The sequence below is a fragment of the Sedimentibacter sp. MB31-C6 genome, from assembly GCF_035934735.1.
In the GTDB taxonomy this organism is placed as follows: Bacteria; Bacillota; Clostridia; order Tissierellales; family Sedimentibacteraceae; genus Sedimentibacter.
Genome location: NZ_CP142396.1, coordinates 2,721,720 through 2,744,662, shown reverse-complemented (window position 1 = coordinate 2,744,662; position 22,943 = coordinate 2,721,720). Strand labels below are relative to the sequence as shown.

The window sequence follows — 22,943 nt, the reverse complement described above, 5'->3', positions numbered from 1 at the left end:
TTGGCTGCTATTAATAAGATGAGTATAGGAAAGGCTTTTATTTATTTGGTGACCTTATATGTTTCATATTATTCAACTCCTTTCTGGTTAATTGCACCATAGCATTATTTTATTTCTTTATGCTTAAAAATTGTTATAATGTAGCCTATTTTCACAAGATGCCGATTTTATAATCAAGTAGCTTTAATTTCAATAATCAACCGTTTCGCTATACTTTGTAACAGTTTCAATAACATCGCCGGAGCTGTCCAGTGCGGTATGGGTTGTTTTCAGGCGGTAGGAACCTTTTTCAACATACCAATCCTTGTATAAATACATTTCCTCATCATCACTGGTATCTTCCCATGTTTTGATGGTTGTCCAGTCTTCGGATAGCTTCTGTAATTCCATTTTTACTTCTGCGGTGTATCCCATTTGTACATTTGTTCTTCCTTCACAGCTCAATTTACCTCCGGAATTCAAGGTTAAATTATTATAACATAATACAATTGCAACATAATTCGGTGTTATTTCCGAACTATTTTTAGAATCAACAGTTTCGGCATATACATTTGTTTGTATTAAAAATACAATAAAAACAAGAGCTAAAACCGACATCACTTTCTTTTTCATTAAAAAACCCTCCTTAAATTTAGTCTCATTAATAATGACAAAATTAAAGAGGATTTTCCGACAGCTTTTCAGATAAAAATTTGTTAAAAAACCGTAAAATTTATAAATTTTATTTTTTTGTATTCTCTGCTATTTTTAAAAATTCGCTTTCGCTTATGTTTCCTGTCAGGATATATGCGGTTTTGTCATCATTCCAGACAAGAATCCTAATATTGTCATTCTTACTGTAGAGGGCTTTTCTTCCATTTATCGTAAATTCCGTTACAACAGCGTCTTCCGTATCAATTGATAATGAGCCTCCAATATCCATTGTACTAAAATTAAAATATTCCTTATCTTTTCTGAATACCAGGTATATATGATTTTTCATAGTATCATATTTTTCAAGCTTAAAGCCTTCCGGGACATATTCCAGTTTAATCTCACCGAATTTATAGTTTTCTGCTTTTGAAGCATCATCTGTAAATTTAATATTTGTATCGTATTGTGTCCTTTCCAGGATAAAATTCATAAATCTAACTCTCCATGCACTTACGCTGCTTATCGTTATTGCGCTTATAGCAATAACAGCAATGAAAATCACTGCGGCACGTTTTGAATAGGTTCTTATTCTGCGAGCAGACTGGAATTTCCGTTCTTTTTTAAACAGTTTTTGCATATCTTCTCTGTGTTTTTCTGAAAACTTATGATTTTGACCTTCATATCCATCCAGTAAGATGTCCACTGCCTTATCTTCGATATCAGAAGCTGCTGCCTGAAGCATCGCATCCATAGTCTTATCAGTCACATATACTTTTTTATCCATTCAGCTCACCTTCTTTATTCAATAATATTAAAAGCTGTTTTTTTGCTCTCTCAATTCTTTTCTGCACGGTATCAGGCTTGATATTTTTCATTTCCGCTATTTCCGCCACGGAAAAACCATGTGAGTATTTGAGAAAAATAGCCTCCTGATAAATGGGTTTTAACTCCTCAATAATCTTGTTCAACCGTTCATAGCTTTCGTTGCTAATAACAATTTCTGTTATGCTTATATCATCTGATGTTATATTTTCATTAATTTCATCTGTTGTCTGTTTTTTTCTTTGATTGTACATATTTATCGAAACATTCTTACATATAGTAACAAATAAGTTTCTTGTTTTCCGACAATTGTTTTCATCTATTTTATGTAGGTGATTATAAACCTGCACAAATGATTGATGAACGGCATCTTCTGCCAAAAATCCATCATGGAGAACATTATAGGCAACATAAAACATCATGTCCCTATATTTATCATAAAGACGTTCAAGCTTAGAACCTTTTTCTTCGTCTCCCAGTAACATAAAAATCATATTCCCACCTTCCCCTTGTTTTTAAGAAGTAAAATGTTTTCATGTGCGACCATACAGCCTAAGTTTTTATATTTATTATACAATGTTTTTCGGGTGTTAACAAGCAAATCAAATTTTGAACAAGAAGAGATAATGTCACTCAGAATGGCAAAAATAGGGTTTGTCAGTGGTACGAATACCGCATACACATAGCGACATTTTTTTTATGAGATTAACAATTCTGTTTTGTTTATCAATTTAATTTTAAATAATTTTTAAAAACATATTATAAATTTTAAAAGGACTTAATATATTTTACAAACAATGTTTATGATAACAAGGGGGTTTGAAGTATGAAAGTAATTATAACAAATGAAAGCGGAGACTGGAAAGAAATGCTTTTTACTAAGGATAAAGTAACATATGAAGTTAAAAACCAAGAATTTATTGATTTTTTTGTAAGATTAGGTGACTCTTACATATATGAAAAAAATATAGAAGAAATGTATGAATGCCTTTATAATTTAATTAATTATGGATACTTGTACTCTGACATTGGATATGATGTCTTTGATTATGACGATTTTGATGACTTTGAAGACGATGACTATAATGAATATGAATATGGCTATGATTATGATTCTCAAGAAGGATTCAAAATGATTACTTCGGAAATTGAATACTATGTAGATGGTGAAAAGGTAACAAAGGATGAATATGATGATGCATGGGATACTAGAATCGGATATCTTGGATCTTCACATTGGGAAGATAAAGGTTTATTAATTACAAATGCAGAAACTGAAGAAATTATATTTTCAGGAAAAATATCTTAATCAAAAATTGCAGAATTTAAAATCAACGGTTGAAAACTATTTTTACTTTTATGAGATTTTTGAAAAAACGTATACAAAACTCCTATAATATCAAATATAAAAAGGATTTATACTGCTTAAAGTATAAATCCTTTTTTCAATACTAAATCATTCATTTCTGCAAATAATTTATTAGAAGCCTCTTCCGGCTCCGGCTCCGCCTGAACGACCACCGCCTCCAAAGCTTCCGCCTCCAAAACCACCACTACCGAATCCACCAAGTCTTGGTAAAATAAATGGAATTATGTTTCTTCGTCCTTTTCTTCGACCAGGTCCTCCAAAACCACCATTTATAATAATTAACAGAATAATCATTACTACAATTCTGACAATGCTTCTTCCTGAAGCAGAATTATTTGTGTTTTCTTGAATATTTACATCTATACCACTAAATATTTCTTCATCATCATAACCATATTCTTCATTAACTTTTATAGCAATTTGAAAAAAAATATTTTCTAATCCCTCTGAATAATTACCTTCTGAAAGCATATTCAACGAGGTATCTAGTATTCTACCTGCTTCTGCATCTGTTATTGCACCTTCTAATCCATATCCTACTTCAATTTTAATTCTTCTTTCCTCTATTGAAAGAAGAACAAGAATACCATTGTCAAATCCTTTATTACCTATTTTCCATTTTTCAAAAAGTTTGACTGCGTATAAATTTTCATCCATTCCTGCCAAATTAGGTATTGTTGCTATGACTATTTGAGGTTTCTCCTCTGTATTTTCATAATTTCTATTTACATTAATAATTTTTTCTTCAACTAATTCGTCTATTACATCACCAAAATCATTAACATAGAATTCAGTTGTATGCTCTGGAATTATATCTTGCCCATAAGCACTTATATTTGTCAATACAATCATAATGAATAATATAATTGGCAGCATTGTTTTCTTCATTTTTGCCTCACTTCCAAATTTAATCAAAATTTACTTCTGGGGCCACTTCTGCACCTTCTGTTGCTTCAAAAAATGGTCTTTCATCAAACCCGAACATGCCAGCCAAAATGTTTTTGGGAAAACTTCTTATTGTTGAATTGTATTCCCCCACTATTTCATTATATCTATCTCTTTCTGTAGATATTCTATTTTCCGTACCTGCTAATTCATCCATTAATCCAGTAACATTTTGATTAGATTTTAGTTCGGGATAATTTTCAACTACAACTAACAATCTACTTAATGCACTTTCTAATTGATTAGATGCTTCAACACTTTCTGATGTGCTTGTTGCACCTGCAAGTTTTGCTCTTGCATCAGCTATTGCTGTAAAAACCTCTTGTTCTTGAGCCATTGCACCCTTTACAGACTCAACTAAGTTTGGAATTAAATCAAATCTTCGTTGTAATTTACTTTCTACATTTGCCCATTGTGTATTTACACCTTCATCTAAAGCTACCAATGTATTGTAGCTTGAAAATATAGATATAATGAAAATTCCTATTATAACTATAACTGCTATTAATATAATTGTTCCTTTTTTCACTTTTTCACCTCTTTTAATTTTCTAATCTTCATTAAATTTTAGTACTGCTAAAAATGCCTCCTGTGGCACTTCTACATTACCTATTTGTCTCATGCGTTTTTTTCCTTCTTTTTGCTTTTCCAGTAATTTTTTCTTTCTTGAAATATCTCCACCATAACATTTAGCTAATACATCTTTTCTAAGAGCTTTAACAGTCTCTCTTGCAATTATTTTATTACCTATAGTAGCTTGTATTGGAACAGCAAATAAATGTCTTGGTATGACATCTTTTAGTTTTTCTACAATACTTCTACCTCTTTCATAAGCTTTTTCTTCATGTACTATTATGGAAAAGGCATCAACTAATTCACCATTAATTAATATATCCAATTTAACAAGTTCGGAACGCTGATAACCACTTAATTCATAATCTAAGGATGCATATCCTCTTGTTTTAGATTTTAATGCATCAAAGAAATCATAAATAACTTCATTTAATGGCATTTTATAATGTAATATAACCCTAGTTGCTTCTAAGTACTCCATATTAACCATGGTTCCTCGACGATTTTGACAAAGTTCCATTATTGCCCCAACGTAATCAGATGGGGTCATTATCGATGCATCGACAACTGGTTCCTCCATATATTCAATTTCTTGAACTAAAGGCATATTAGTTGGATTTTGCAAAATCATCATTTCATTATCAGTTTTATATATCTTATAAATTACACTTGGAGTTGTAGCAATTATATTTAAGTCAAATTCCCTTTCTAATCTTTCCTGAATTATTTCCATATGTAAAAGACCCAAGAATCCGCATCTAAATCCAAATCCTAGGGCAACTGATGTTTCAGGTTCAAATGTAAGAGAAGCGTCATTTACCTGAAGTTTTTCTAAAGCGTCCCTGACACTATTAAAATCTTCTCCTTCTGCAGGATAAACACCGCAATATACCATTGAAGTAACCTTCTTATATCCTGGTAATGGTTCTTTAGCAGGATTAGATAAATTTGTTATAGTATCTCCAACTTGACAGCTTCTAACCTCTTTCATACTTGCACACAAATATCCCACATCACCTGAATAAAGTGCAGATACTGGCTTTTTTGTGGGAGAAACTATCCCAACTTCTGTTACATCAAAGGTTTTTCCTGTGGCCATCATCTTTATTTTATCACCTTTTTTCACTTGTCCTTCCTTAATTCTTATAAAAGCTACTACTCCTCTGTAGCTATCATAATATGAATCAAAAACAAGAGCTTTCAATGGTGCATTTTCATCTCCTGACGGTGGTGGTACAAGTTTTACTATTGCTTCTAATACATGGTCTATATTTAAATTATCCTTTGCAGATATTAATGGTATATTTTCGCTGTCTAAACCAATTACATCTTCAATTTCTTGTTTTATTTCATCAGGTCTCGCACTTGGTAAATCAATTTTATTTATTACAGGAACTATCTCAAGATTCTGATCTAATGCTAAATATACATTAGCAAGAGTTTGAGCCTCTATTCCCTGAGCTGCATCTACAACTAAAACAGCACCTTCACATGCTGCTAAACTTCTGGAAACTTCGTAATTAAAATCCACATGACCTGGAGTATCTATTAAATTCAAAGTATAATTATGTCCATCTCGTGCTTTATATAATAAACTTATAGATTGAAGCTTTATTGTTATTCCTCTTTCACGCTCCAAATCCATATTGTCTAATACCTGTTGCTGCATCTCACGATGTGTAAGAAGTCCTGTATTTTCTATTAGTCTATCTGCTAAAGTCGATTTTCCATGATCTATATGAGCGATTATCGAAAAGTTTCTTATGTATTTTTTTCTTTCCAAGTTATTTTAACCTCCCTAACAATACTAATCATAGGGTATTATATCAAATATTGTTTAATAGTAAAAGGATTATTTATTAATTTTCTCGATAGATTTACATAATATTGCAGAAAGTAATTCTGAAGTGTATTGTACCTCCTCTATATTATTTAATGTACAGCCTACTTCTAGAAGCATAGCGAAATCAGAAAGATATTGATTAAAATAAGCACCTTCTCTAATTACAATATCTCTAAAAAGCCCTGGATACATGTCATTTGCTGTATCGAATACTATTTGAGCTGTATTTTTCAATTCTTCGACATTCCCATTTTTAGTTCCTACAACTAACGTACATGTAGCTGCTTTTTTTCCATTTATATCAATTGTTTTTACTCTTGATAAAAAATCTTCATAACTTGAATTTTCATCAGCTCCGTCTCTATGTAAATCAATAATTATATTTTTTTTGCTATTTGAAAGAACTTCCTTCACAGCACTATTCGAATTAGCATATGACTTATTATAATCAGGATAATCATTATATTCCTTTAAATGCATTACATTTAACCCATAACTTCTAAGATTATCTACAACCCTACTGCCTATACCAACCACATTATAATTTTCATCCTTAGTATGATAATTAAATTCATTATAAGGCAAATAAGATTCAGTTCCATGAGTATGATATAATACAATATTAAAATTATCATTAATAGAAGCAGCGTCAATTGACATATCCCTTGGAACGCTGCTTCGTGAAGAAGGTGATTCTATGACCTTGAAAAAATTTTCTTTACGATTATTAGCCAAATATACTTCAGTCTCTGCTAAGTCGCTATAATCATATTCTTCTTCGTATATTTTTAAATCACCTTCTGAATTATTATCTCTGTCAACAGTTTTGAAAATCTCTTTTGATTTTGCATCATGATTTTCTATCATAATAGCATCATCTGTTTCTTTAAATGTTTCTTCTAACAAGATATTGAAATATGACATTATTTTAGTAATAACATTCTCCTTATCTTCATCCCCCTCTCCTTCATAATTAATGGATATGGTTGTAACTTCTTTTCCTGTCTTTCTAGCCTCGGATAAGTTGTACACATAGCTATATCCTGCAAAAAGTACAGTTAAGCATAAAATAGACATTGCCATATAAAATTTTGTTCCACTGTTATTCCTTCTACGTCTTCTCATAATTTCAACTCCACATATTTTCTCAAAAGTAATATATTAATGTATATGTGTATTGTTTCCGGAATAACACTGTTAATTTTTACAATTATATTACGATTTCAGTTCGTAACCCGGATGGACAGCCCTATTAATGGATTCAGAAAGAAGATCTGATAAATTATCTATTAACTCATCAACACCACTTGGTGTAACTATAGATTCTCCATACATCGGGCTTAAAATTTCTTTAATAAACATATGTTTTTCATTATATTCTAAGTCACTTAAAATTCCCATAATTTGACCTACATCATCTGTTTTATCTTTCAATGTTTCTTCCATCATTTCTATTGTATCATTGACTATAGTTGCAGTATCTACAACTGTTGGAATACCTATTGCAATAACTTTTGTTCCTACAGTATCTTTATTTAATGAGCCTTGCATATTACCTATTCCAGATCCCGGCTCGATTCCAGCATCTGTTATTTGTACTACTGAACAAAGTCTTCTCATTTTACGTGATGCAAGAGCATCTATAATTATAATCACAGTAGGTTTTATTTTTTCAACAACACCCACTATAGTATTGATAGTTTCAATACCAGTGGTTCCTAATACTCCAGGCTCCAAAATAGAAACTTCGTTGAAATCATCATCAAATTCTTTATTATATGCCTTAAAATACTGTCTTGTAACCTTTATTTTATCTGTTGTTCTTGGCCCTAGTGCATCTGCTGTAATATTTCTATTTCCTAACCCTACTACTAAAACATTTTCATGTTTTATATTTACCATATCCTTAATGCTTTTAGCTAAAATTTCAATAACTTCATTCCTTGAATTCTTATTTAAATCCTTTAAGCTTTTGGTTTCATATGTAACATACTTACCCATTTTCTTACCTATAGCCTTTTCTGCATCCTCATCAATAATTTCCAGTTCTACAACTTCTCCATGTTCATAATTTCTTGTTTCTAATTTAATTCCTTGAACTTTTTGTGCTAATGATTCATTTGCTTCATAAGCTAAATCTGTTCTATACATTTTAACCTCCATTTACTTACAATAATATTTTATAAATACAACTCTTATATTTTTTGTTTTAAATACATATTACTTGCATAATAGGTTTATTATTTAATTTTTTTATTTTTTTATTCTTTACTATTGATTTTTGTTTAATTTACCTGTATAATTGATTTGCTGTCTAAAATATTATCACTTTATAAAAATAATGTGTTAAAATATTAATCGTTCTAAGGAGGTGAAGATTTTGGCAAATATTAAGTCTGCTAAGAAAAGAATATTAGTAATAAATAAAAAAACTGAAGTAAACAGAAGCAGAAAGTCTGAAATCAAAACATATATTAAGAAATTTGAAGCAGCAGTATCTGATGGAAATTATGAGCAAGCTAAAGAATACTTAACAATATGCGAGAAAAAACTTTATCAAGCCGCTGCTAAAAATACAATTCATAAAAATGCAGCTTCAAGAAAAGTAAGTAGATTAACGCAAAGATTAAACAAAATTGCTTAATTTAGTATAACAAATTCAGTTGGTGGGATTCCCACCTCTGAAACTAACAGTAAGATTCATCAACTAACCTCATAGTCTAAAATGTGGTGTTAGTTGATGAATCTCTGAAAATAAAAAAAAGACCGAATCTTGGTCTTTTTTTATTTCTTCATTAATAACTGATTAGTTATTTAATTATACCATTAGTTATTAATTCTATACCTATTCTTTTATCAATTTCTCCTACCTTTATTTTTCTATCTATTTCTATGAATTTTACCATATATTTTTCTATTTGATTTAAAGTAAGTTTTTTAGATTGTTTTTCTAATTTTGATGCAACAAATTTTTTAATTTTCATTTTTTTCATTATTTCATTAAAGTTATAATTTTTAGTTTTTAACAATACATATTGATAAATCATTCTATATTGCCTTACAATCATATGTATTATATATTGCTCTGAAGTATTATTTAGAAGCATTTCCTCTAATACCTCGAATCCCTTATCTTTATTACCTTCACAAATATTGTCTACAAGTTTAAAAATATTACTTTCAATTGATTTAACCATTAAATTATCTATATCTTCTCTTTGTATCCTTTTACTTTCCATTGAATAAGATAAAAGCTTGTTAACTTCATTATTTATTTCATATAAACTTATATTACTTTCATACTCTAAATAGCCTGAATTATTTGCAATGTAATCTGCATCAGATAAACTAATATCAATTTTATTTCTTTTAAACTCTTCTAATATATATTTAGATAATTCTGCCTCATTAAGTTTATTTATTTCAAAAATACAATTCCCATTTTTTAACTTCTTGACTGCTTTTTTTCTTAAATCCGGCTTACCACCCTTAATAAGAAAAATTATAATATATGAATCATATCCTTTATCAATAAAATCTAAAGTTATTTCCTCTTCCTTCTTATTCAGACTTCCTGTTGAAGTTAAAAACGATGAATTTTTTATAATACATAGTTTCTTATTTGTCATAAAAGGAAAAGTTGATACGAATTGTTTAAAACTATCAAAATTGTTTTCTAAATTTTCAAATTCTTCATAATTCATATCTTCATAGTTCTCATCAATATACATTTTCTTTGTTAGTTTCACAATTTTATCTATCAAGAATTCTTCAATTCCGTATATTAGAACGCAATTAGGCATTTTACTTTTATTGATTAAATCTAAAATAATTTTGTAACTCATAATACTCCTCTTTCTTATATCCAATTATCCAAGTTAATAGTAAAATAAATAAAATGACTTTAGGTATTATCCAAATAAAATAAAGTTCATAATAATTATCTGATTTTTCTCCACTATATGTACTATAATATATTTTGTCTTTATTTAAAATAAAATTAATTTCTCCATGTTCAAAAGTAGATAATATTATACTATTAACTTCTTTATATCTTTTTAATGCTTCTTCAGAAGGTATTCCATAATTATTCTTACCATAACTCACTACAGCAAATTTAGGTCTTACAGCATCAATTAAATCCTTCGTAGAAGAAGTTTTACTTCCATGATGAGGTATTGTCATTATATCGGACTGTTCTAAATCATTTAGAATCATATATTCAACCTCAGATTCAATATCACCAGTAATCAATATGTTTTTATCATAATATCTAAAAAGTATAACCATTGATGTATTATTTCTGCTATTAGCAACATAATTTTCTATAGGCCATATTACTTTAATTTTAACTTTGTCATCAATGATTAAATTGTCATCTTTTTTTAAAATTTTAATATTTGCATTAATATCCTTATTACTTTCTGTTGAAAATATTTTATCTACTCCAATGTCACTTTCAAGTAAATCAATTAACCCTGAATAATGGTCCATATCCCAATGACTAATAAAAACACAATCAATTGAGTTTACTCCATTTTTAGTCAAATAAGGTATAACTGTGTACCTTCCTATATCCTTATTACTAGTACTACCACAATCAATTATAAAATTGTAATTTTTATAAGATATAGTAGAAAACAAACCTTGTCCCACATCTATAAAATTAAAATATATACTGCTATCAAACATAGGAACTACTATATATGTAAAGAAGTAAAATAAGAAAAAAGAAGTAAAAAAATACTTTCTACAATTGCTATTTTTATTGTTATATAAGTATAACATAAAAAATATAAAAATGTAAAAAAATATAACGAGAGGAATAGGTAATGTAGGTATCGAAATACCGTTAAACGGAATTTTGTTAGTTAAATTAATCATATACCGAAAACTATACAAAAAATAATCAAAGACTTTAAATGGAATTATCATAAAGTATGGTACTATGCCATTTAAAATTATTAATACAAAACTTTTTATTAGCATTACCATAAATAACGGTAATAGAAGCAAATTATAAAATATCCCTAATAAAGGAATATAATTAAAAAAATAAGCTACTACTGGTAAAGTAAAAATATATAGAAACATGAACCTATTTATGTACTTTAAAATAGTTTTTTTTGTTTTCATATATCTAAGAATATATTTACCATATATAATGAAACTTAAAGCTGACGAAAATGATAATAAAAATCCTGCTTCAAAAATCCAAAATGGATTATAAATAGTCATAATTAATGCAGCCATTGCTATAGAATTTAATGAATTATACTTTCGATATAAAATTTCTGAACCAAACAAAAAAGTAAACATGATTAAAGTTCTTATAACTGAAAGAGGAAATCCTATTAAAAAGCCGTAAAACCACATTAAGGACCATGTTAATAACCAACTGATCCTTATATTAAAACCAATTAATCTAAAAATATATAGAAAAAATGCATATAGTAATCCTATATGCGTACCAGATACTGCAAATATATGAGCCAGTCCTATTGATTTGACATTATTATAAAAATCTTCATCCAAATAATTAATATCTCCCAAAATTACAGACAATATTATCTCTGCATTTTTATTATTTAATCTATTAAATAATAAATTTGTAGTATAATCTCTAAAATTATTTGAAATATTATTTAAAAATGAATATTTTTCTTCTAAAACTGTAATATCACTATTAGCAAAAATTGTTGCTTGTATTTTCATGGACCTAAGATAATTTTTATAATTAAAAAGCATATGATTGTTACTAGTACTTGGATCAGTTACTCTTCCATTAAATTTAATTATACTATTTTCTTTTACATCAATATCTTTATTGATATAAATTATTGTATTCTCCTTATAATTCATCTTGTTACCCTTTATTTTAATAACCGATGCATTTAAGCTATAATATCTTGAATTTGGATTTATCTTGTTCTTAGTTTTAATTTCTGCAATTACCTCAATATCTTCATTAATATATTGTGTTAAATTTGAATTTGCATTATAATAACATGTAAAGAATGATAATGCTAAAAAAGTTATAATAACAATGTTGTATATATATTTTTTATTTAGTAAGGACTTATATAAAAGAATAACAAAAACAGCTAAGAATAAATGAAAATATATATTTAATTCAAAGGCAATAATACCTAAAGCATATATTAAAAAAATAGAAACTACAATATACATAATTATCACCACAAATTTGATCTTATCTTATATTACCATATTTTAGTAATTAGTCAAAATAATTTTATAAGATAGCGGGAATCTCATTTGATTCGTTATAATTTATTGTAGATTGGAGGAAAAATGATAGTAAATTGTAACAAGATAAACAACAACTTATCTGATAATCTTTATATAAATAAATTACTTAAAGATTCTTTTTTTTTAGATATTGAAACAACAGGACTTTCTCGCAAATTTTCAATGATAATTTCAATAACGGTAATGTTATACATTGATAATAATTTTAAAATATATCAACTATTCTGTGAAAACAAAACTGATGAAAAAGAAATACTTAAATATTTAAAAGATTTAATAAATGACAAAAATTTTGTTATTACTTATAATGGAAACAGCTTTGATATTCCCTTTTTAATTGGCAAATACTTACAAAATGAAATCACTTTTGATTTTAATAAATATATTAAAATTGATTTATATAATGATATGCGTCATGTTAGAAATAAAATTCAAATAGAAAATCTTAAGTTAAAAACTGTAGAAAGATATTTTAATATAAAAAGAGAGGATGCCATTTCTGGACAAGATGTAACAGTTTTATATGAAGCGTATAAAATAGATCCTAAAAAAGAATTTTCTTTTTTAATACTTCAGCATAATTATAAAGATGTTTACAATCTCAGTATGTTATTTAATAATATATTTAGCTTATATGATGAAACATTATTTTATAATGGTTTAATTGTGAAAATCAATTATACAGATTTTAGTATTAAAAAAAATACATTGTATGGCAAATTCTATATAATATCTAAATTTAAAGCTGATTATATACATCCTTCTTTGAATTTTGATTTAAAATTGAACTCACAAGATCAGATATTAGATATTCAAATATCGGTAGGCTTTTACAAAGATGAGAAAGTCAAGGAATTTTATTATATAGATAATAATGATTTTAACATAAATACATATACTGCTATAAAAGGAATAAAAAATAATCTCATACCAATAAAAATCAATGATAAATTCTATACTCAAAATATAATAAATATCACAAAAAAAATTCTTGATTCATTATTCTAATTTTATTTAATCAATATAATTTTCTATAATGTATGTAATCTAAGGATATAAAAAGAGTTGCTTCGCAACGCCGCTAGGGGGACCTATGTCCCCCTTCGGCGTAAAAATGCTTTATTAAAGCATTTTTACTGAGCACCCCCCTTAACGGCAAGGACGTTCCGTCCTTTGCAATCCTCGTTTTTTATTATATAGGAAAGGAGAACTTTCCTATATAATAAAAAAACTTATATTCAAAGAATATAAGTTTTTTAGTATGGTGCCCAAACGCGGAATCGAACCACGGACACGAAGATTTTCAGTCTTCTGCTCTACCGACTGAGCTATCTGGGCATGCAGTGGGCCTTCAAGGATTCGAACCTTGGACCTACCGGTTATGAGCCGGGCGCTCTAACCAACTGAGCTAAAGGCCCTAGAAAATTAATTTCTAGTGGTGGGCTTAGATGGACTCGAACCATCGACCTCACGCTTATCAGGCGTGCGCTCTAACCACCTGAGCTATAAGCCCCTATTAAATATGGTCGGGGCGGCAGGATTTGAACCCGCGGCCCTCTGGTCCCAAACCAGATGCGCTACCAAACTGCGCTACGCCCCGCTAATAAATTACACCTGCTAAAATGGCAGGGGATGAGGGAATCGAACCCCCACTAATGGTTTTGGAGACCACTGTCATGCCACTTGACCAATCCCCTATTTTTCATGCATAATAAACATATTTAGAAAGTGACATTCTATCTGTTAACTACACTCCTATAGAGTTGCCCTAAAGATTAAAATGACGGAGAAGGAGGGATTTGAACCCTCGCGTCCTTATCAGACCTACTCCCTTAGCAGGGGAGCCTCTTCGGCCACTTGAGTACTTCTCCAAAATGGCGGAGAGGGTGGGATTCGAACCCACGCGGGCTTACACCCAAACGGTTTTCAAGACCGCCTCGTTATGACCACTTCGATACCTCTCCATTAGTGATCCATCGGCGATTCGAACGCCGGACACCTTGATTAAAAGTCAAGTGCTCTGCCTGCTGAGCTAATGGATCAAAATACTAAAAATTAAATGGCTGGGATGGCAGGATTCGAACCTACGAATGCTAGAGTCAAAGTCTAGTGCCTTACCACTTGGCGACATCCCAATGAATTTTAAATTAATTAATGACTACTATATGGCTGGGGTAGAAGGATTTGAACCCACGAATGCCAGAGTCAGAGTCTGGTGCCTTACCGCTTGGCGATACCCCAATAATGGTGCACCCAGGAGGATTCGAACCCCCGGCACACGGATTAGAAGTCCGTTGCTCTATCCTACTGAGCTATGAGTGCGCAATGTAATTATTGGAGCGGGTGAAGGGGATCGAACCCTCGCAACCAGCTTGGAAGGCTGGGGCTCTACCACTGAGCTACACCCGCATATGGAGCGGAAAACGAGATTCGAACTCGCGACCCTCGCCTTGGCAAGGCGATGCTCTACCACTGAGCCATTTCCGCATATACAGTTTCATGTATGAAATTTGTTAATTTCATTCAACTTGTGCAAATTTGACTTTATTGACTCACCATCAATTTCTTCTTCCTTACGGTAGAAGAAATTGGGCTAGTCATATTTGGTGGAAGAGATTGGATTCGAACCAATGAAGGCAGTGCCAACGGATTTACAGTCCGTCCCCTTTAGCCTCTCGGGAACTCTTCCATATGGAGCTGGTGGGAGGACTTGAACCCCTAACCTACTGATTACAAGTCAGTTGCTCTACCAATTGAGCTACACCAGCATGTGGCGACCTGGAAGGGGCTCGAACCCTCGACCTCCAGCGTGACAGGCTGGCATTCTAACCAACTGAACTACCAGGCCGCAATTATTTTAGATTGGGGACATTCCTCAGGCTACAAAGACTATCTTTATATTAGAGGTGGTACCCTTTCTTCTATATGGTGGGAACAATAGGGCTCGAACCTATGACCCCCTGCTTGTAAGGCAGATGCTCTCCCAACTGAGCTATGCTCCCACATATAATGGTGACCCTACCGGGATTCGAACCCGGGTTACCGCCGTGAAAGGGCGATGTCTTAACCGCTTGACCATAGGGCCTTAATCTCGCAGTCTCATTCACCATTTTCTTTGCTCCTTATGTCGCAGAAATTGGGAATTCGGTGCGAATGACCTACCAACAATTTCTTTCTCCCTTACGGTCGAATAAATTGGGTTAGGGCATCTTGCAGTCTCATTCACCATTTTCTTTGCTCCTTACGTCGCAGAAATTGGGAATTCGTTGCGAATGACCTACCAACAATTTCTTTCTCCCTTGCGGTCGAATAAATTGGGTTAGGGCATCTTGCAGTCTCATTCACCATTTTCTTTGCTCCTTACGTCGCAGAAATTGGGAATTCGTTGCGAATGACCTACCAACAATTTCTTTCTCCCTTGCGGTCGAATAAATTGGGTTAGGGCATCTTGGTAGCGGCGAACGGATTTGAACCGCTGACACTGCGGGTATGAACCGCATGCTCTAGCCAACTGAGCTACGCCGCCATGTTTTTTTGCAGTGTAAACCGCATATTTGGTAGCGGGAGCTGGACTTGAACCAACGGCCTCCGGGTTATGAGCCCGACGAGCTACCAACTGCTCTATCCCGCGATAAATGGTGCCGAAGACCGGACTCGAACCGGTACGATTTTGTGGATCGCAGGATTTTAAGTCCTGTGCGTCTGCCAATTCCGCCACTTCGGCATAATTTAGAAATATTATTTACATCTTGTTTATGGCTCCGAGGGTGGGGCTCGAACCCACGACCTACCGGTTAACAGCCGGTTGCTCCACCATTGAGCTACCTCGGAACAAGCGCTGTCTCATTCACCAATTTCTCTGCTCCTTACGTCGCATAAATTGGGAATTCGTTGCGGTTAACCTACCAACAATTTCTTTCTCCCTTGCGGTCGAATAAATTGGGTTAGGTTATACCTGGCGACGTCCTACTTTCCCAGGCAGTTACCCACCAAGTATCATCAGCGCTGAAGAGCTTAACTTCCGTGTTCGAGATGGGAACGGGTGTGTCCTCTTCGCTATTGTCACCAGATTCGTTTATAGGTTTTGAACCGACTTTTTAATAAGCCATGCCCTAACAACAAGCGCAGTCTCATTCAGCAATTTCTCTGCTCCTTACGTCGCATAAATTGGGAATTCGTTGCGGTTGACCTACCAACCATTTTTACAGAAAAACCATCTGAAAAATGGGGTTAGGGCATACAAAATTACATAGGAAAACATGATTCGACATTATTTATATTAAGGTCAAGACCTCGACCTATTAGTATTACTCAGCTTAATACATTGCTGCACTTTCACCTGTAACCTATCTACCTGTTAGTCTATCAGGGGTCTTACTTACTTGCGTAATGAGAAATCTTATCTTAGGGTCTGTTTCGCGCTTAGATGCCTTCAGCGCTTATCTTTTCCAGACTTAGCTACTCAGCCATGCTCCTGGCGGAACAACTGATACACCAGCGGTCTGTCCATTCCGGTCCTCTCGTACTAGGAACAGCTCCCTTCAAATTTCTTACGCCCACGACGGATAGGGACCGAACTGTCTCACGACGTTCTGAACCCAGCTCGCGTGCCTCTTTAATGGGCGAACAGCCCAACCCTTGGGACCTGCTTCAGCCCCAGGATGAGACGAGCCGACATCGAGGTGCCAAACCTCCCCGTCGATGTGGACTCTTGGGGGAGATAAGCCTGTTATCCCCAGGGTAGCTTTTATCCGTTAAGCGATGGCCTTTCCACTCGGTGCCACCGGATCACTAAGTCCAACTTTCGTTCCTGCTCGATATGTCTATCTCGCAGTCAAGCTCCCTTCTGCCTTTACACTCTTCGCACGATTTCCGACCGTGCTGAGGGAACCTTTGAGCGCCTCCGTTACTCTTTCGGAGGCGACCGCCCCAGTCAAACTGCCCAACTGACAGTGTCCATATACCGGCTCACGGTATCATGTTAGAAATTCAGTAACAATAGAGTGGTATCCCAACGTTGACTCCACGAACACTGGCGTGCTCGTTTCCTAGTCTCCCACCTATCCTGTACAATTGCTACCGAATTCCAATGTCAGCCTGCAGTAAAGCTCCATGGGGTCTTTCCGTCCTGTCGCGGGTAACTCGCATCTTCACGAGTACTACAATTTCACCGGATCTATTGTTGAGACAGTGCCCAAATCGTTACACCTTTCGTGCGGGTCGGAACTTACCCGACAAGGAATTTCGCTACCTTAGGACCGTTATAGTTACGGCCGCCGTTTACTGGGGCTTAAGTTCAAAGCTTCTCCGAAGATAACTTCTCCCCTTAACCTTCCAGCACCGGGCAGGTGTCAGCCCCTATACTTCATCTTTCGATTTAGCAGAGACCTGTGTTTTTGGTAAACAGTCGCTTGGGCCTGGTTTCTGTGGCCCTTCTGTGCTCTGTTTGTTCAAACTTCACACTGAAGGGCACCCCTTCTCCCGAAGTTACGGGGTCATTTTGCCTAGTTCCTTAACAATAGTTCTTCCGCTCATCTTTGGATTCTCTCCTTGCCTACCTGTGTCGGTTTACGGTACGGGCACCCTTATACTCGATAGAGGCTTTTCTTGACAGTGTGGACTCAGCTACTTCACTACTTATTTTCGCTCCCATTCGTATCTCAGAATTGATACTGCGGATTTGCCTACAATATCTTCCTACTTACTTAGACGCACTTTTCCATCTGTGCGCTAGCTTATCCTTCTGTGTCACCCCATTTCTCAAACGCATTTGGGTGGTACTGGAATTTCAACCAGTTGTCCATCGCCTACGCCTTTTGGCCTCGGCTTAGGTCCCGACTTACCCTGAGTGGACGAGCCTTCCTCAGGAATCCTTAGGCTTTCGATGGGTGAGATTCTCACTCACCTTTCGCTACTCATGCCAACATTCTCTCTTCTATACAGTCCATATCCTCTTTCGATGGAACTTCAACCCGTATAGAATGCTCCTCTACCGATGTCATAAATCTCTCCATGTTCTCAATATCAAGTTTATTTTAGCCCCGGTGTATGTTTTTCGAAATCTCTCGATTTTAATTTTATCTCCGGTAGTTTTTATTCGAAATCTCTCTTTTCCTTTTTATTAATATTTATAAAGGTTAGATTTCGAACTTAATTGTCCTGATTCTTTGTTTCATTGAACTCATGAAGAGATTTACGACATCCCACAACTTCGGTAATAGATTTTAGCCCCGGACATTTTCGGCGCAACACCACTTGACCAGTGAGCTATTACGCACTCTTTTAATGAATGGCTGCTTCTAAGCCAACATCCTGGTTGTCTGTGTAGTATTACATCCTTTTCCACTTAATCTATATTTTGGGACCTTAGTTGGTGATCTGGGCTCTTTCCCTTTCGACTACGAAACTTATCTCACGTAGTCTGACTCCCAAGCTTGTATCTATGGTATTCGGAGTTTGATAGGTTTTGGTAACGTATAACGCCCCTAGACCATTCAGTGCTCTACCCCCACGATACTATTTCTTGAGGCTAGCCCTAAAGCTATTTCGAGGAGAACCAGCTATCTCCGGGTTCGATTGGAATTTCACCGCTATCCACACGTCATCCCGTAGCTTTTAAACGCTAATGGGTTCGGTCCTCCACCAGATTTTACTCTAGCTTCAACCTGCACATGGATAGGTCACCCGGTTTCGGGTCTACAACATACAACTCTCGCCCTTTTCAGACTCGGTTTCCCTTCGGCTCCTAACCTCTCAGTTATTAACCTTGCTGCACATTGTAACTCGTTGGCCCGTTCTACAAAAAGTACGCGGTCACACTTTTGTGCTTCCACTGCTTATAGGCATAAGGTTTCAGGTTCTTTTTCACTCCCCTCCCGGGGTTCTTTTCACCTTTCCCTCACGGTACTATTCTCTATCGGTCACTAGGTAGTATTTAGCCTTGGGAGGTGGTCCTCCCTGCTTCCCACAGGATTTCTCGTGTCCCGTGGTACTCTGGATCATATCCTTGCTTCTAACAGTTTCGCTTACAAGCCTATCACTTTCTTTGGGTTAGCTTTCCAGCTATTTTCAGCTACCGTTATCCGTCTCTTTGATATGTCCGCAACCCCATACATTACTGTATGGTTTGGGCTCTTCCGCGTTCGCTCGCCGCTACTTACGGAATCATTATTTATTTTCTCTTCCTAAGGGTACTTAGATGTTTCAGTTCCCCTCGTTCCCCTCATACAGCTATGTATTTACTGTATGATACATAAGGTTTACCTTATGTGAGTTTCCTCATTCGGATATCTGCGTATCGTTGACTGCTTACGTCTCCTCGCAGCATTTCGTAGTTTGCCACGTCCTTCTTCGGCTCCTAGTGCCAAGGCATCCGCCTTACGCCCTTTATATCTTGACCATTCTAGTCATATATTATTTCTTCATAATATATTATATATTATACGGTACACATACAATGCGTCCCCTACATTTTTATTGTTAATTTTATTTTTCAGAATACTTGCGACGGTATTCTTACTTTTTATCAATTAATGTCGCGCAGTCTCATTCACCAAATTTTCTGCTCCTTACGTCGCAAAATTTGGGAATTCGTTGCGAATGGCCTACCATCAATTTTTTTCTCCCTGTCGGTCGAAAAAATTGGGTTAGGACATCTTCTCTTTTATTTTCCTATGCAATTTTCAAGGTTCATCCCTTTATGTCAACCTTTGTAGGTCTCGGTATGCATGCAATGCATACCCTACATTAGGGTTTACACCGTTCAAACTATTGTTTGAACGGCAATAAAACAGCATAAGTCCTTTAGTTCTCCTTAGAAAGGAGGTGATCCAGCCGCACCTTCCGATACGGCTACCTTGTTACGACTTCACCCCAGTCATTGATCCTACCTTCGGCGCCTGCCTCTTTACAGTTAGCTCAGCGACTTCGGGTATTACCAACTTCCATGGTGTGACGGGCGGTGTGTACAAGACCCGGGAACGCATTCACCGCGACGTTCTGATTCGCGATTACTAGCAACTCCAACTTCATGTAGGCGAGTTGCAGCCTACAATCCGAACTGGGATCGGTTTATGAGGATTTGCTCCAGATCACTCCTTCGCTTCCCTTTGTTCCGACCATTGTAGCACGTGTGTAGCCCAAGACATAAGGGGCATGATGATTTGACGTCATCCCCACCTTCCTCCGATTTATCATCGGCAGTCTCCTTAGAGTGCCCACCTTAAATGATGGCAACTAAGGATAAGGGTTGCGCTCGTTGCGGGACTTAACCCAACATCTCACGACACGAGCTGACGACAACCATGCACCACCTGTCACCCTTGCTCCCGAAGGAGAGGGCACATCTCTGTGCCGGTCAAGGGGATGTCAAGCCTTGGTAAGGTTCTTCGCGTTGCTTCGAATTAAACCACATGCTCCGCTGCTTGTGCGGGTCCCCGTCAATTCCTTTGAGTTTTAGTCTTGCGACCGTACTCCCCAGGCGGAGTGCTTATTGTGTTTACTTCGGCACTGAATATCGCTACCCAACACCTAGCACTCATCGTTTACAGCGTGGACTACCAGGGTATCTAATCCTGTTTGCTACCCACGCTTTCGTGACTCAGCGTCAGTTACAGTCCAGTAAGTCGCCTTCGCCACTGGTGTTCCTCCTAATATCTACGCATTTCACCGCTACACTAGGAATTCCACTTACCTCTCCTGCACTCAAGTCATACAGTTTCAAGTGCTTACTATAGTTAAGCCATAGCCTTTTACACCTGACATATATAACCGCCTACTCACCCTTTACGCCCAGTAAATCCGGACAACGCTCGCCCCCTACGTATTACCGCGGCTGCTGGCACGTAGTTAGCCGGGGCTTCCTCCTTGGCTACCGTCATTTTTTTCTTCACCAAGGACAGAGTTTTACGATCCGAAAACCTTCTTCACTCACGCGGCGTCGCTGCATCAGGGTTTCCCCCATTGTGCAATATTCCCCACTGCTGCCTCCCGTAGGAGTCTGGACCGTGTCTCAGTTCCAGTGTGGCCGTTCACCCTCTCAGGCCGGCTACTGATCGTCGCCTTGGTAAGCCGTTACCTTACCAACTAGCTAATCAGACGCGAACTCATCCTATACCACTAACGTTTTGACTTCTGAATCATGCGATTCTAAAGTGTTATATGGTTTTAATCCCGGTTTCCCGAGGCTATTCCTTTGTACAGGGTAGATTGTTCACGCGTTACTCACCCGTCCGCCACTAGATTTACATCTCCACCAAACACTAAATTTATTTTATCTTGGTGTGTTATCAAGCTTGTTTAAGCGTGAAGCACTCTTTTAGCTTCACTAACACTTAGTTTCTTTTCTACTTTTGTAGTAGGATATCTTTTTTACTGTGTTAGCAAGCTTAATAAAGCGTGAAGCACATTCAGTTCTTCACTCTTTATTCATACTTTATCAAGTTGATAAATCTTTGTTCTTGCTATTTGTGTTAGCAAGCTTAATAAAGCGTGAAGCACATTCGTGCTTGGGCTTCTTCGTTCAATGCTTGGTGGAAATGTAAATCTCGTTCGACTTGCATGTGTTAAGCACGCCGCCAGCGTTCGTCCTGAGCCAGGATCAAACTCTCGTTTAATATCTCCTGTCGCAGTTTCATTCACAAATTTATTTGCTCCTTGCGTCGCATAAATTTGGAATTCATTGCGGTTGACCTACTATCAATTTTCTTACTCCCTTTCGGTCGTGAAAAATTGGGTTAGGTCATACTCAAGATAACGCATAGCATTATCTATCTTTCATTACTTTTTACTTTGTTCAAATTTACTTTAAACTCATAGGTTTCTTATGCTGTTTTATTGTCAATGTTCGTCGCTTTCTTTGAGGAAAGCTTTACTAGTTTATCATGCTCACTGTTCATTGTCAAGCACTTTTTTTATTTATTTTACTGTCAATATTTTTGAGACAGCTTGAACATATTATCACAAAATTACGATATTGTCAACTACATTTTTTAACTATTTTTTATGTGGTATTTCTACACAATTTTGAATAGCTTAGATAGTCTATCACAATCATTTGCAATTGTCAATAACTTTTTAATGTCATTTTATTAATTCCATAATACATATTATACACTTAATCTCTCTTAATATGTATTATATTAAAAAAAATGGTGCCCAAACGCGGAATCGAACCACGGACACGAAGATTTTCAGTCTTCTGCTCTACCGACTGAGCTATCTGGGCATGCAGTGGGCCTTCAAGGATTCGAACCTTGGACCTACCGGTTATGAGCCGGGCGCTCTAACCAACTGAGCTAAAGGCCCTAGAAAATTAATTTCTAGTGGTGGGCTTAGATGGACTCGAACCATCGACCTCACGCTTATCAGGCGTGCGCTCTAACCACCTGAGCTATAAGCCCCTATTAAAATATGGTCGGGGCGGCAGGATTTGAACCCGCGGCCCTCTGGTCCCAAACCAGATGCGCTACCAAACTGCGCTACGCCCCG

The 22,943-nt window shown here is 35.2% G+C and carries 13 protein-coding genes, 26 tRNA genes and 3 rRNA genes; 3 read left to right on the top strand and 39 right to left on the bottom strand.

The annotated features are described in order from the left end of the window. Positions 1–189 precede the first annotated feature (189 nt). From U8307_RS13230 to U8307_RS13220, 3 genes are all read right to left on the bottom strand, one after another. Complete coding sequence (locus U8307_RS13230; RefSeq protein WP_326908545.1) at positions 190–612, bottom strand: hypothetical protein; 423 nt, start codon at positions 610–612, stop codon at positions 190–192. 109 nt (positions 613–721) lie between these two features. Next, positions 722–1,417, bottom strand: a complete 696-nt coding sequence (locus U8307_RS13225; RefSeq protein ID WP_326908543.1) for a DUF4367 domain-containing protein — start codon at positions 1,415–1,417, stop codon at positions 722–724. Further along, positions 1,410–1,949, bottom strand: coding sequence for an RNA polymerase sigma factor (locus tag U8307_RS13220; protein ID WP_326908542.1), 540 nt, complete (start codon positions 1,947–1,949; stop codon positions 1,410–1,412). The genes U8307_RS13225 and U8307_RS13220 overlap by 8 nt, the downstream gene beginning before the upstream one ends. 332 nt (positions 1,950–2,281) lie before the next feature. Between U8307_RS13220 and U8307_RS13215 the strand changes: the two genes are divergently transcribed. Further along, positions 2,282–2,764 carry a hypothetical protein gene (locus U8307_RS13215; protein ID WP_326908541.1) on the top strand — a complete coding sequence of 161 codons (483 nt, stop codon included), beginning with the start codon at positions 2,282–2,284 and terminating at the stop codon, positions 2,762–2,764. A 171-nt stretch (positions 2,765–2,935) separates the two neighbouring features. On the opposite strand, the gene U8307_RS13210 is transcribed toward U8307_RS13215, so the two are convergent. The 5 genes from U8307_RS13210 to gpr all read right to left on the bottom strand — a co-directional run bounded on the left by U8307_RS13210 (position 2,936) and on the right by gpr (position 8,336). Next, positions 2,936–3,712, bottom strand: coding sequence for a TPM domain-containing protein (locus tag U8307_RS13210; protein WP_326908540.1), 777 nt, complete (start codon positions 3,710–3,712; stop codon positions 2,936–2,938). A 19-nt stretch (positions 3,713–3,731) separates the two neighbouring features. After that, positions 3,732–4,298 (bottom strand): LemA family protein, encoded by a 567-nt coding sequence (locus U8307_RS13205; protein WP_326908538.1) that lies wholly within the window; start codon positions 4,296–4,298, stop codon positions 3,732–3,734. A 21-nt stretch (positions 4,299–4,319) separates the two neighbouring features. Beyond that, positions 4,320–6,125, bottom strand: coding sequence for a translation elongation factor 4 (gene lepA / locus U8307_RS13200; protein WP_326908536.1), 1,806 nt, complete (start codon positions 6,123–6,125; stop codon positions 4,320–4,322). Positions 6,126–6,194: 69 nt separating this feature from the next. Further along, positions 6,195–7,310, bottom strand: a complete 1,116-nt coding sequence (gene spoIIP / locus U8307_RS13195) for a stage II sporulation protein P (RefSeq protein WP_326908534.1) — start codon at positions 7,308–7,310, stop codon at positions 6,195–6,197. A 90-nt stretch (positions 7,311–7,400) separates the two neighbouring features. Continuing rightward, on the bottom strand, positions 7,401–8,336 hold the full coding sequence (gene gpr, locus U8307_RS13190; protein WP_326908532.1) for a GPR endopeptidase: 936 nt from the start codon (positions 8,334–8,336) through the stop codon (positions 7,401–7,403). A gap of 229 nt (positions 8,337–8,565) precedes the next feature. Between gpr and rpsT the strand changes: the two genes are divergently transcribed. Continuing rightward, a complete protein-coding gene (gene rpsT, locus U8307_RS13185; protein WP_326908530.1) occupies positions 8,566–8,829 on the top strand; it encodes a 30S ribosomal protein S20 in 264 nt (87 codons plus the stop codon). A gap of 166 nt (positions 8,830–8,995) precedes the next feature. Here the strand turns inward: rpsT and holA are convergent, their stop codons facing one another. Together holA and U8307_RS13175 are read right to left on the bottom strand one after the other, a co-directional pair. Further along, positions 8,996–10,030, bottom strand: coding sequence for a DNA polymerase III subunit delta (gene holA / locus U8307_RS13180; RefSeq protein ID WP_326908528.1), 1,035 nt, complete (start codon positions 10,028–10,030; stop codon positions 8,996–8,998). Further along, positions 9,996–12,374: a DNA internalization-related competence protein ComEC/Rec2 gene (locus tag U8307_RS13175; protein WP_326908526.1), complete on the bottom strand. Its 2,379-nt coding sequence runs from the start codon at positions 12,372–12,374 to the stop codon at positions 9,996–9,998. The genes holA and U8307_RS13175 overlap by 35 nt, the downstream gene beginning before the upstream one ends. Positions 12,375–12,497: 123 nt before the next feature. On the opposite strand from U8307_RS13175, the gene U8307_RS13170 reads away from it, so the two are divergent. Further along, positions 12,498–13,463 carry a ribonuclease H-like domain-containing protein gene (locus U8307_RS13170; protein ID WP_326908524.1) on the top strand — a complete coding sequence of 322 codons (966 nt, stop codon included), beginning with the start codon at positions 12,498–12,500 and terminating at the stop codon, positions 13,461–13,463. 254 nt (positions 13,464–13,717) lie between these two features. Here U8307_RS13170 and U8307_RS13165 read toward each other — a convergent pair. From U8307_RS13165 to U8307_RS13025, 29 genes are all read right to left on the bottom strand, one after another. Further along, positions 13,718–13,793, bottom strand: a tRNA-Phe gene (locus tag U8307_RS13165). Between the two features lie 6 nt (positions 13,794–13,799). Then, a tRNA-Ile gene (locus U8307_RS13160) sits at positions 13,800–13,873 on the bottom strand. Between the two features lie 18 nt (positions 13,874–13,891). Next, positions 13,892–13,968: transfer RNA gene (locus U8307_RS13155), tRNA-Ile, on the bottom strand. A 10-nt stretch (positions 13,969–13,978) separates the two neighbouring features. Continuing rightward, positions 13,979–14,055, bottom strand: a tRNA-Pro gene (locus U8307_RS13150). A gap of 23 nt (positions 14,056–14,078) precedes the next feature. After that, positions 14,079–14,152 (bottom strand) — tRNA-Trp (locus U8307_RS13145). An 87-nt stretch (positions 14,153–14,239) separates the two neighbouring features. Further along, positions 14,240–14,326 (bottom strand) — tRNA-Ser (locus tag U8307_RS13140). A 4-nt stretch (positions 14,327–14,330) separates the two neighbouring features. Then, positions 14,331–14,419: transfer RNA gene (locus U8307_RS13135), tRNA-Ser, on the bottom strand. A gap of 5 nt (positions 14,420–14,424) precedes the next feature. Next, positions 14,425–14,497 (bottom strand) — tRNA-Lys (locus U8307_RS13130). Positions 14,498–14,515: 18 nt separating this feature from the next. Beyond that, positions 14,516–14,590: transfer RNA gene (locus U8307_RS13125), tRNA-Gln, on the bottom strand. Positions 14,591–14,621: 31 nt separating this feature from the next. Further along, positions 14,622–14,696: transfer RNA gene (locus U8307_RS13120), tRNA-Gln, on the bottom strand. A gap of 4 nt (positions 14,697–14,700) precedes the next feature. Continuing rightward, positions 14,701–14,777, bottom strand: a tRNA-Arg gene (locus U8307_RS13115). A gap of 13 nt (positions 14,778–14,790) precedes the next feature. Next, positions 14,791–14,864, bottom strand: a tRNA-Gly gene (locus U8307_RS13110). Positions 14,865–14,867: 3 nt separating this feature from the next. Continuing rightward, positions 14,868–14,942 (bottom strand) — tRNA-Gly (locus U8307_RS13105). Positions 14,943–15,059: 117 nt separating this feature from the next. Further along, positions 15,060–15,144: transfer RNA gene (locus U8307_RS13100), tRNA-Tyr, on the bottom strand. A 3-nt stretch (positions 15,145–15,147) separates the two neighbouring features. Continuing rightward, positions 15,148–15,223 (bottom strand) — tRNA-Thr (locus U8307_RS13095). 3 nt (positions 15,224–15,226) lie between these two features. Further along, positions 15,227–15,303 (bottom strand) — tRNA-Asp (locus U8307_RS13090). 78 nt (positions 15,304–15,381) lie between these two features. Continuing rightward, positions 15,382–15,457 (bottom strand) — tRNA-Val (locus U8307_RS13085). Positions 15,458–15,465: 8 nt separating this feature from the next. After that, positions 15,466–15,540 (bottom strand) — tRNA-Glu (locus U8307_RS13080). 364 nt (positions 15,541–15,904) lie between these two features. Beyond that, positions 15,905–15,981: transfer RNA gene (locus U8307_RS13075), tRNA-Met, on the bottom strand. 29 nt (positions 15,982–16,010) lie between these two features. Further along, positions 16,011–16,086: transfer RNA gene (locus U8307_RS13070), tRNA-Met, on the bottom strand. 5 nt (positions 16,087–16,091) lie between these two features. Next, positions 16,092–16,179, bottom strand: a tRNA-Leu gene (locus tag U8307_RS13065). 32 nt (positions 16,180–16,211) lie between these two features. Then, positions 16,212–16,286, bottom strand: a tRNA-Asn gene (locus tag U8307_RS13060). Between the two features lie 122 nt (positions 16,287–16,408). Beyond that, positions 16,409–16,525, bottom strand: a 5S ribosomal RNA gene (gene rrf / locus U8307_RS13055). Between the two features lie 211 nt (positions 16,526–16,736). Further along, positions 16,737–19,854 (bottom strand): 23S ribosomal RNA (locus tag U8307_RS13050). Positions 19,855–20,272: 418 nt separating this feature from the next. Further along, a 16S ribosomal RNA gene (locus tag U8307_RS13045) occupies positions 20,273–22,069 on the bottom strand. The 16S, 23S and 5S rRNA genes sit together here with 22 tRNA genes alongside, the layout of an rRNA operon. Before the next feature lie 535 nt (positions 22,070–22,604). Further along, positions 22,605–22,680 (bottom strand) — tRNA-Phe (locus tag U8307_RS13040). 6 nt (positions 22,681–22,686) lie between these two features. Beyond that, positions 22,687–22,760 (bottom strand) — tRNA-Ile (locus U8307_RS13035). An 18-nt stretch (positions 22,761–22,778) separates the two neighbouring features. Then, positions 22,779–22,855 (bottom strand) — tRNA-Ile (locus tag U8307_RS13030). An 11-nt stretch (positions 22,856–22,866) separates the two neighbouring features. After that, positions 22,867–22,943, bottom strand: a tRNA-Pro gene (locus U8307_RS13025).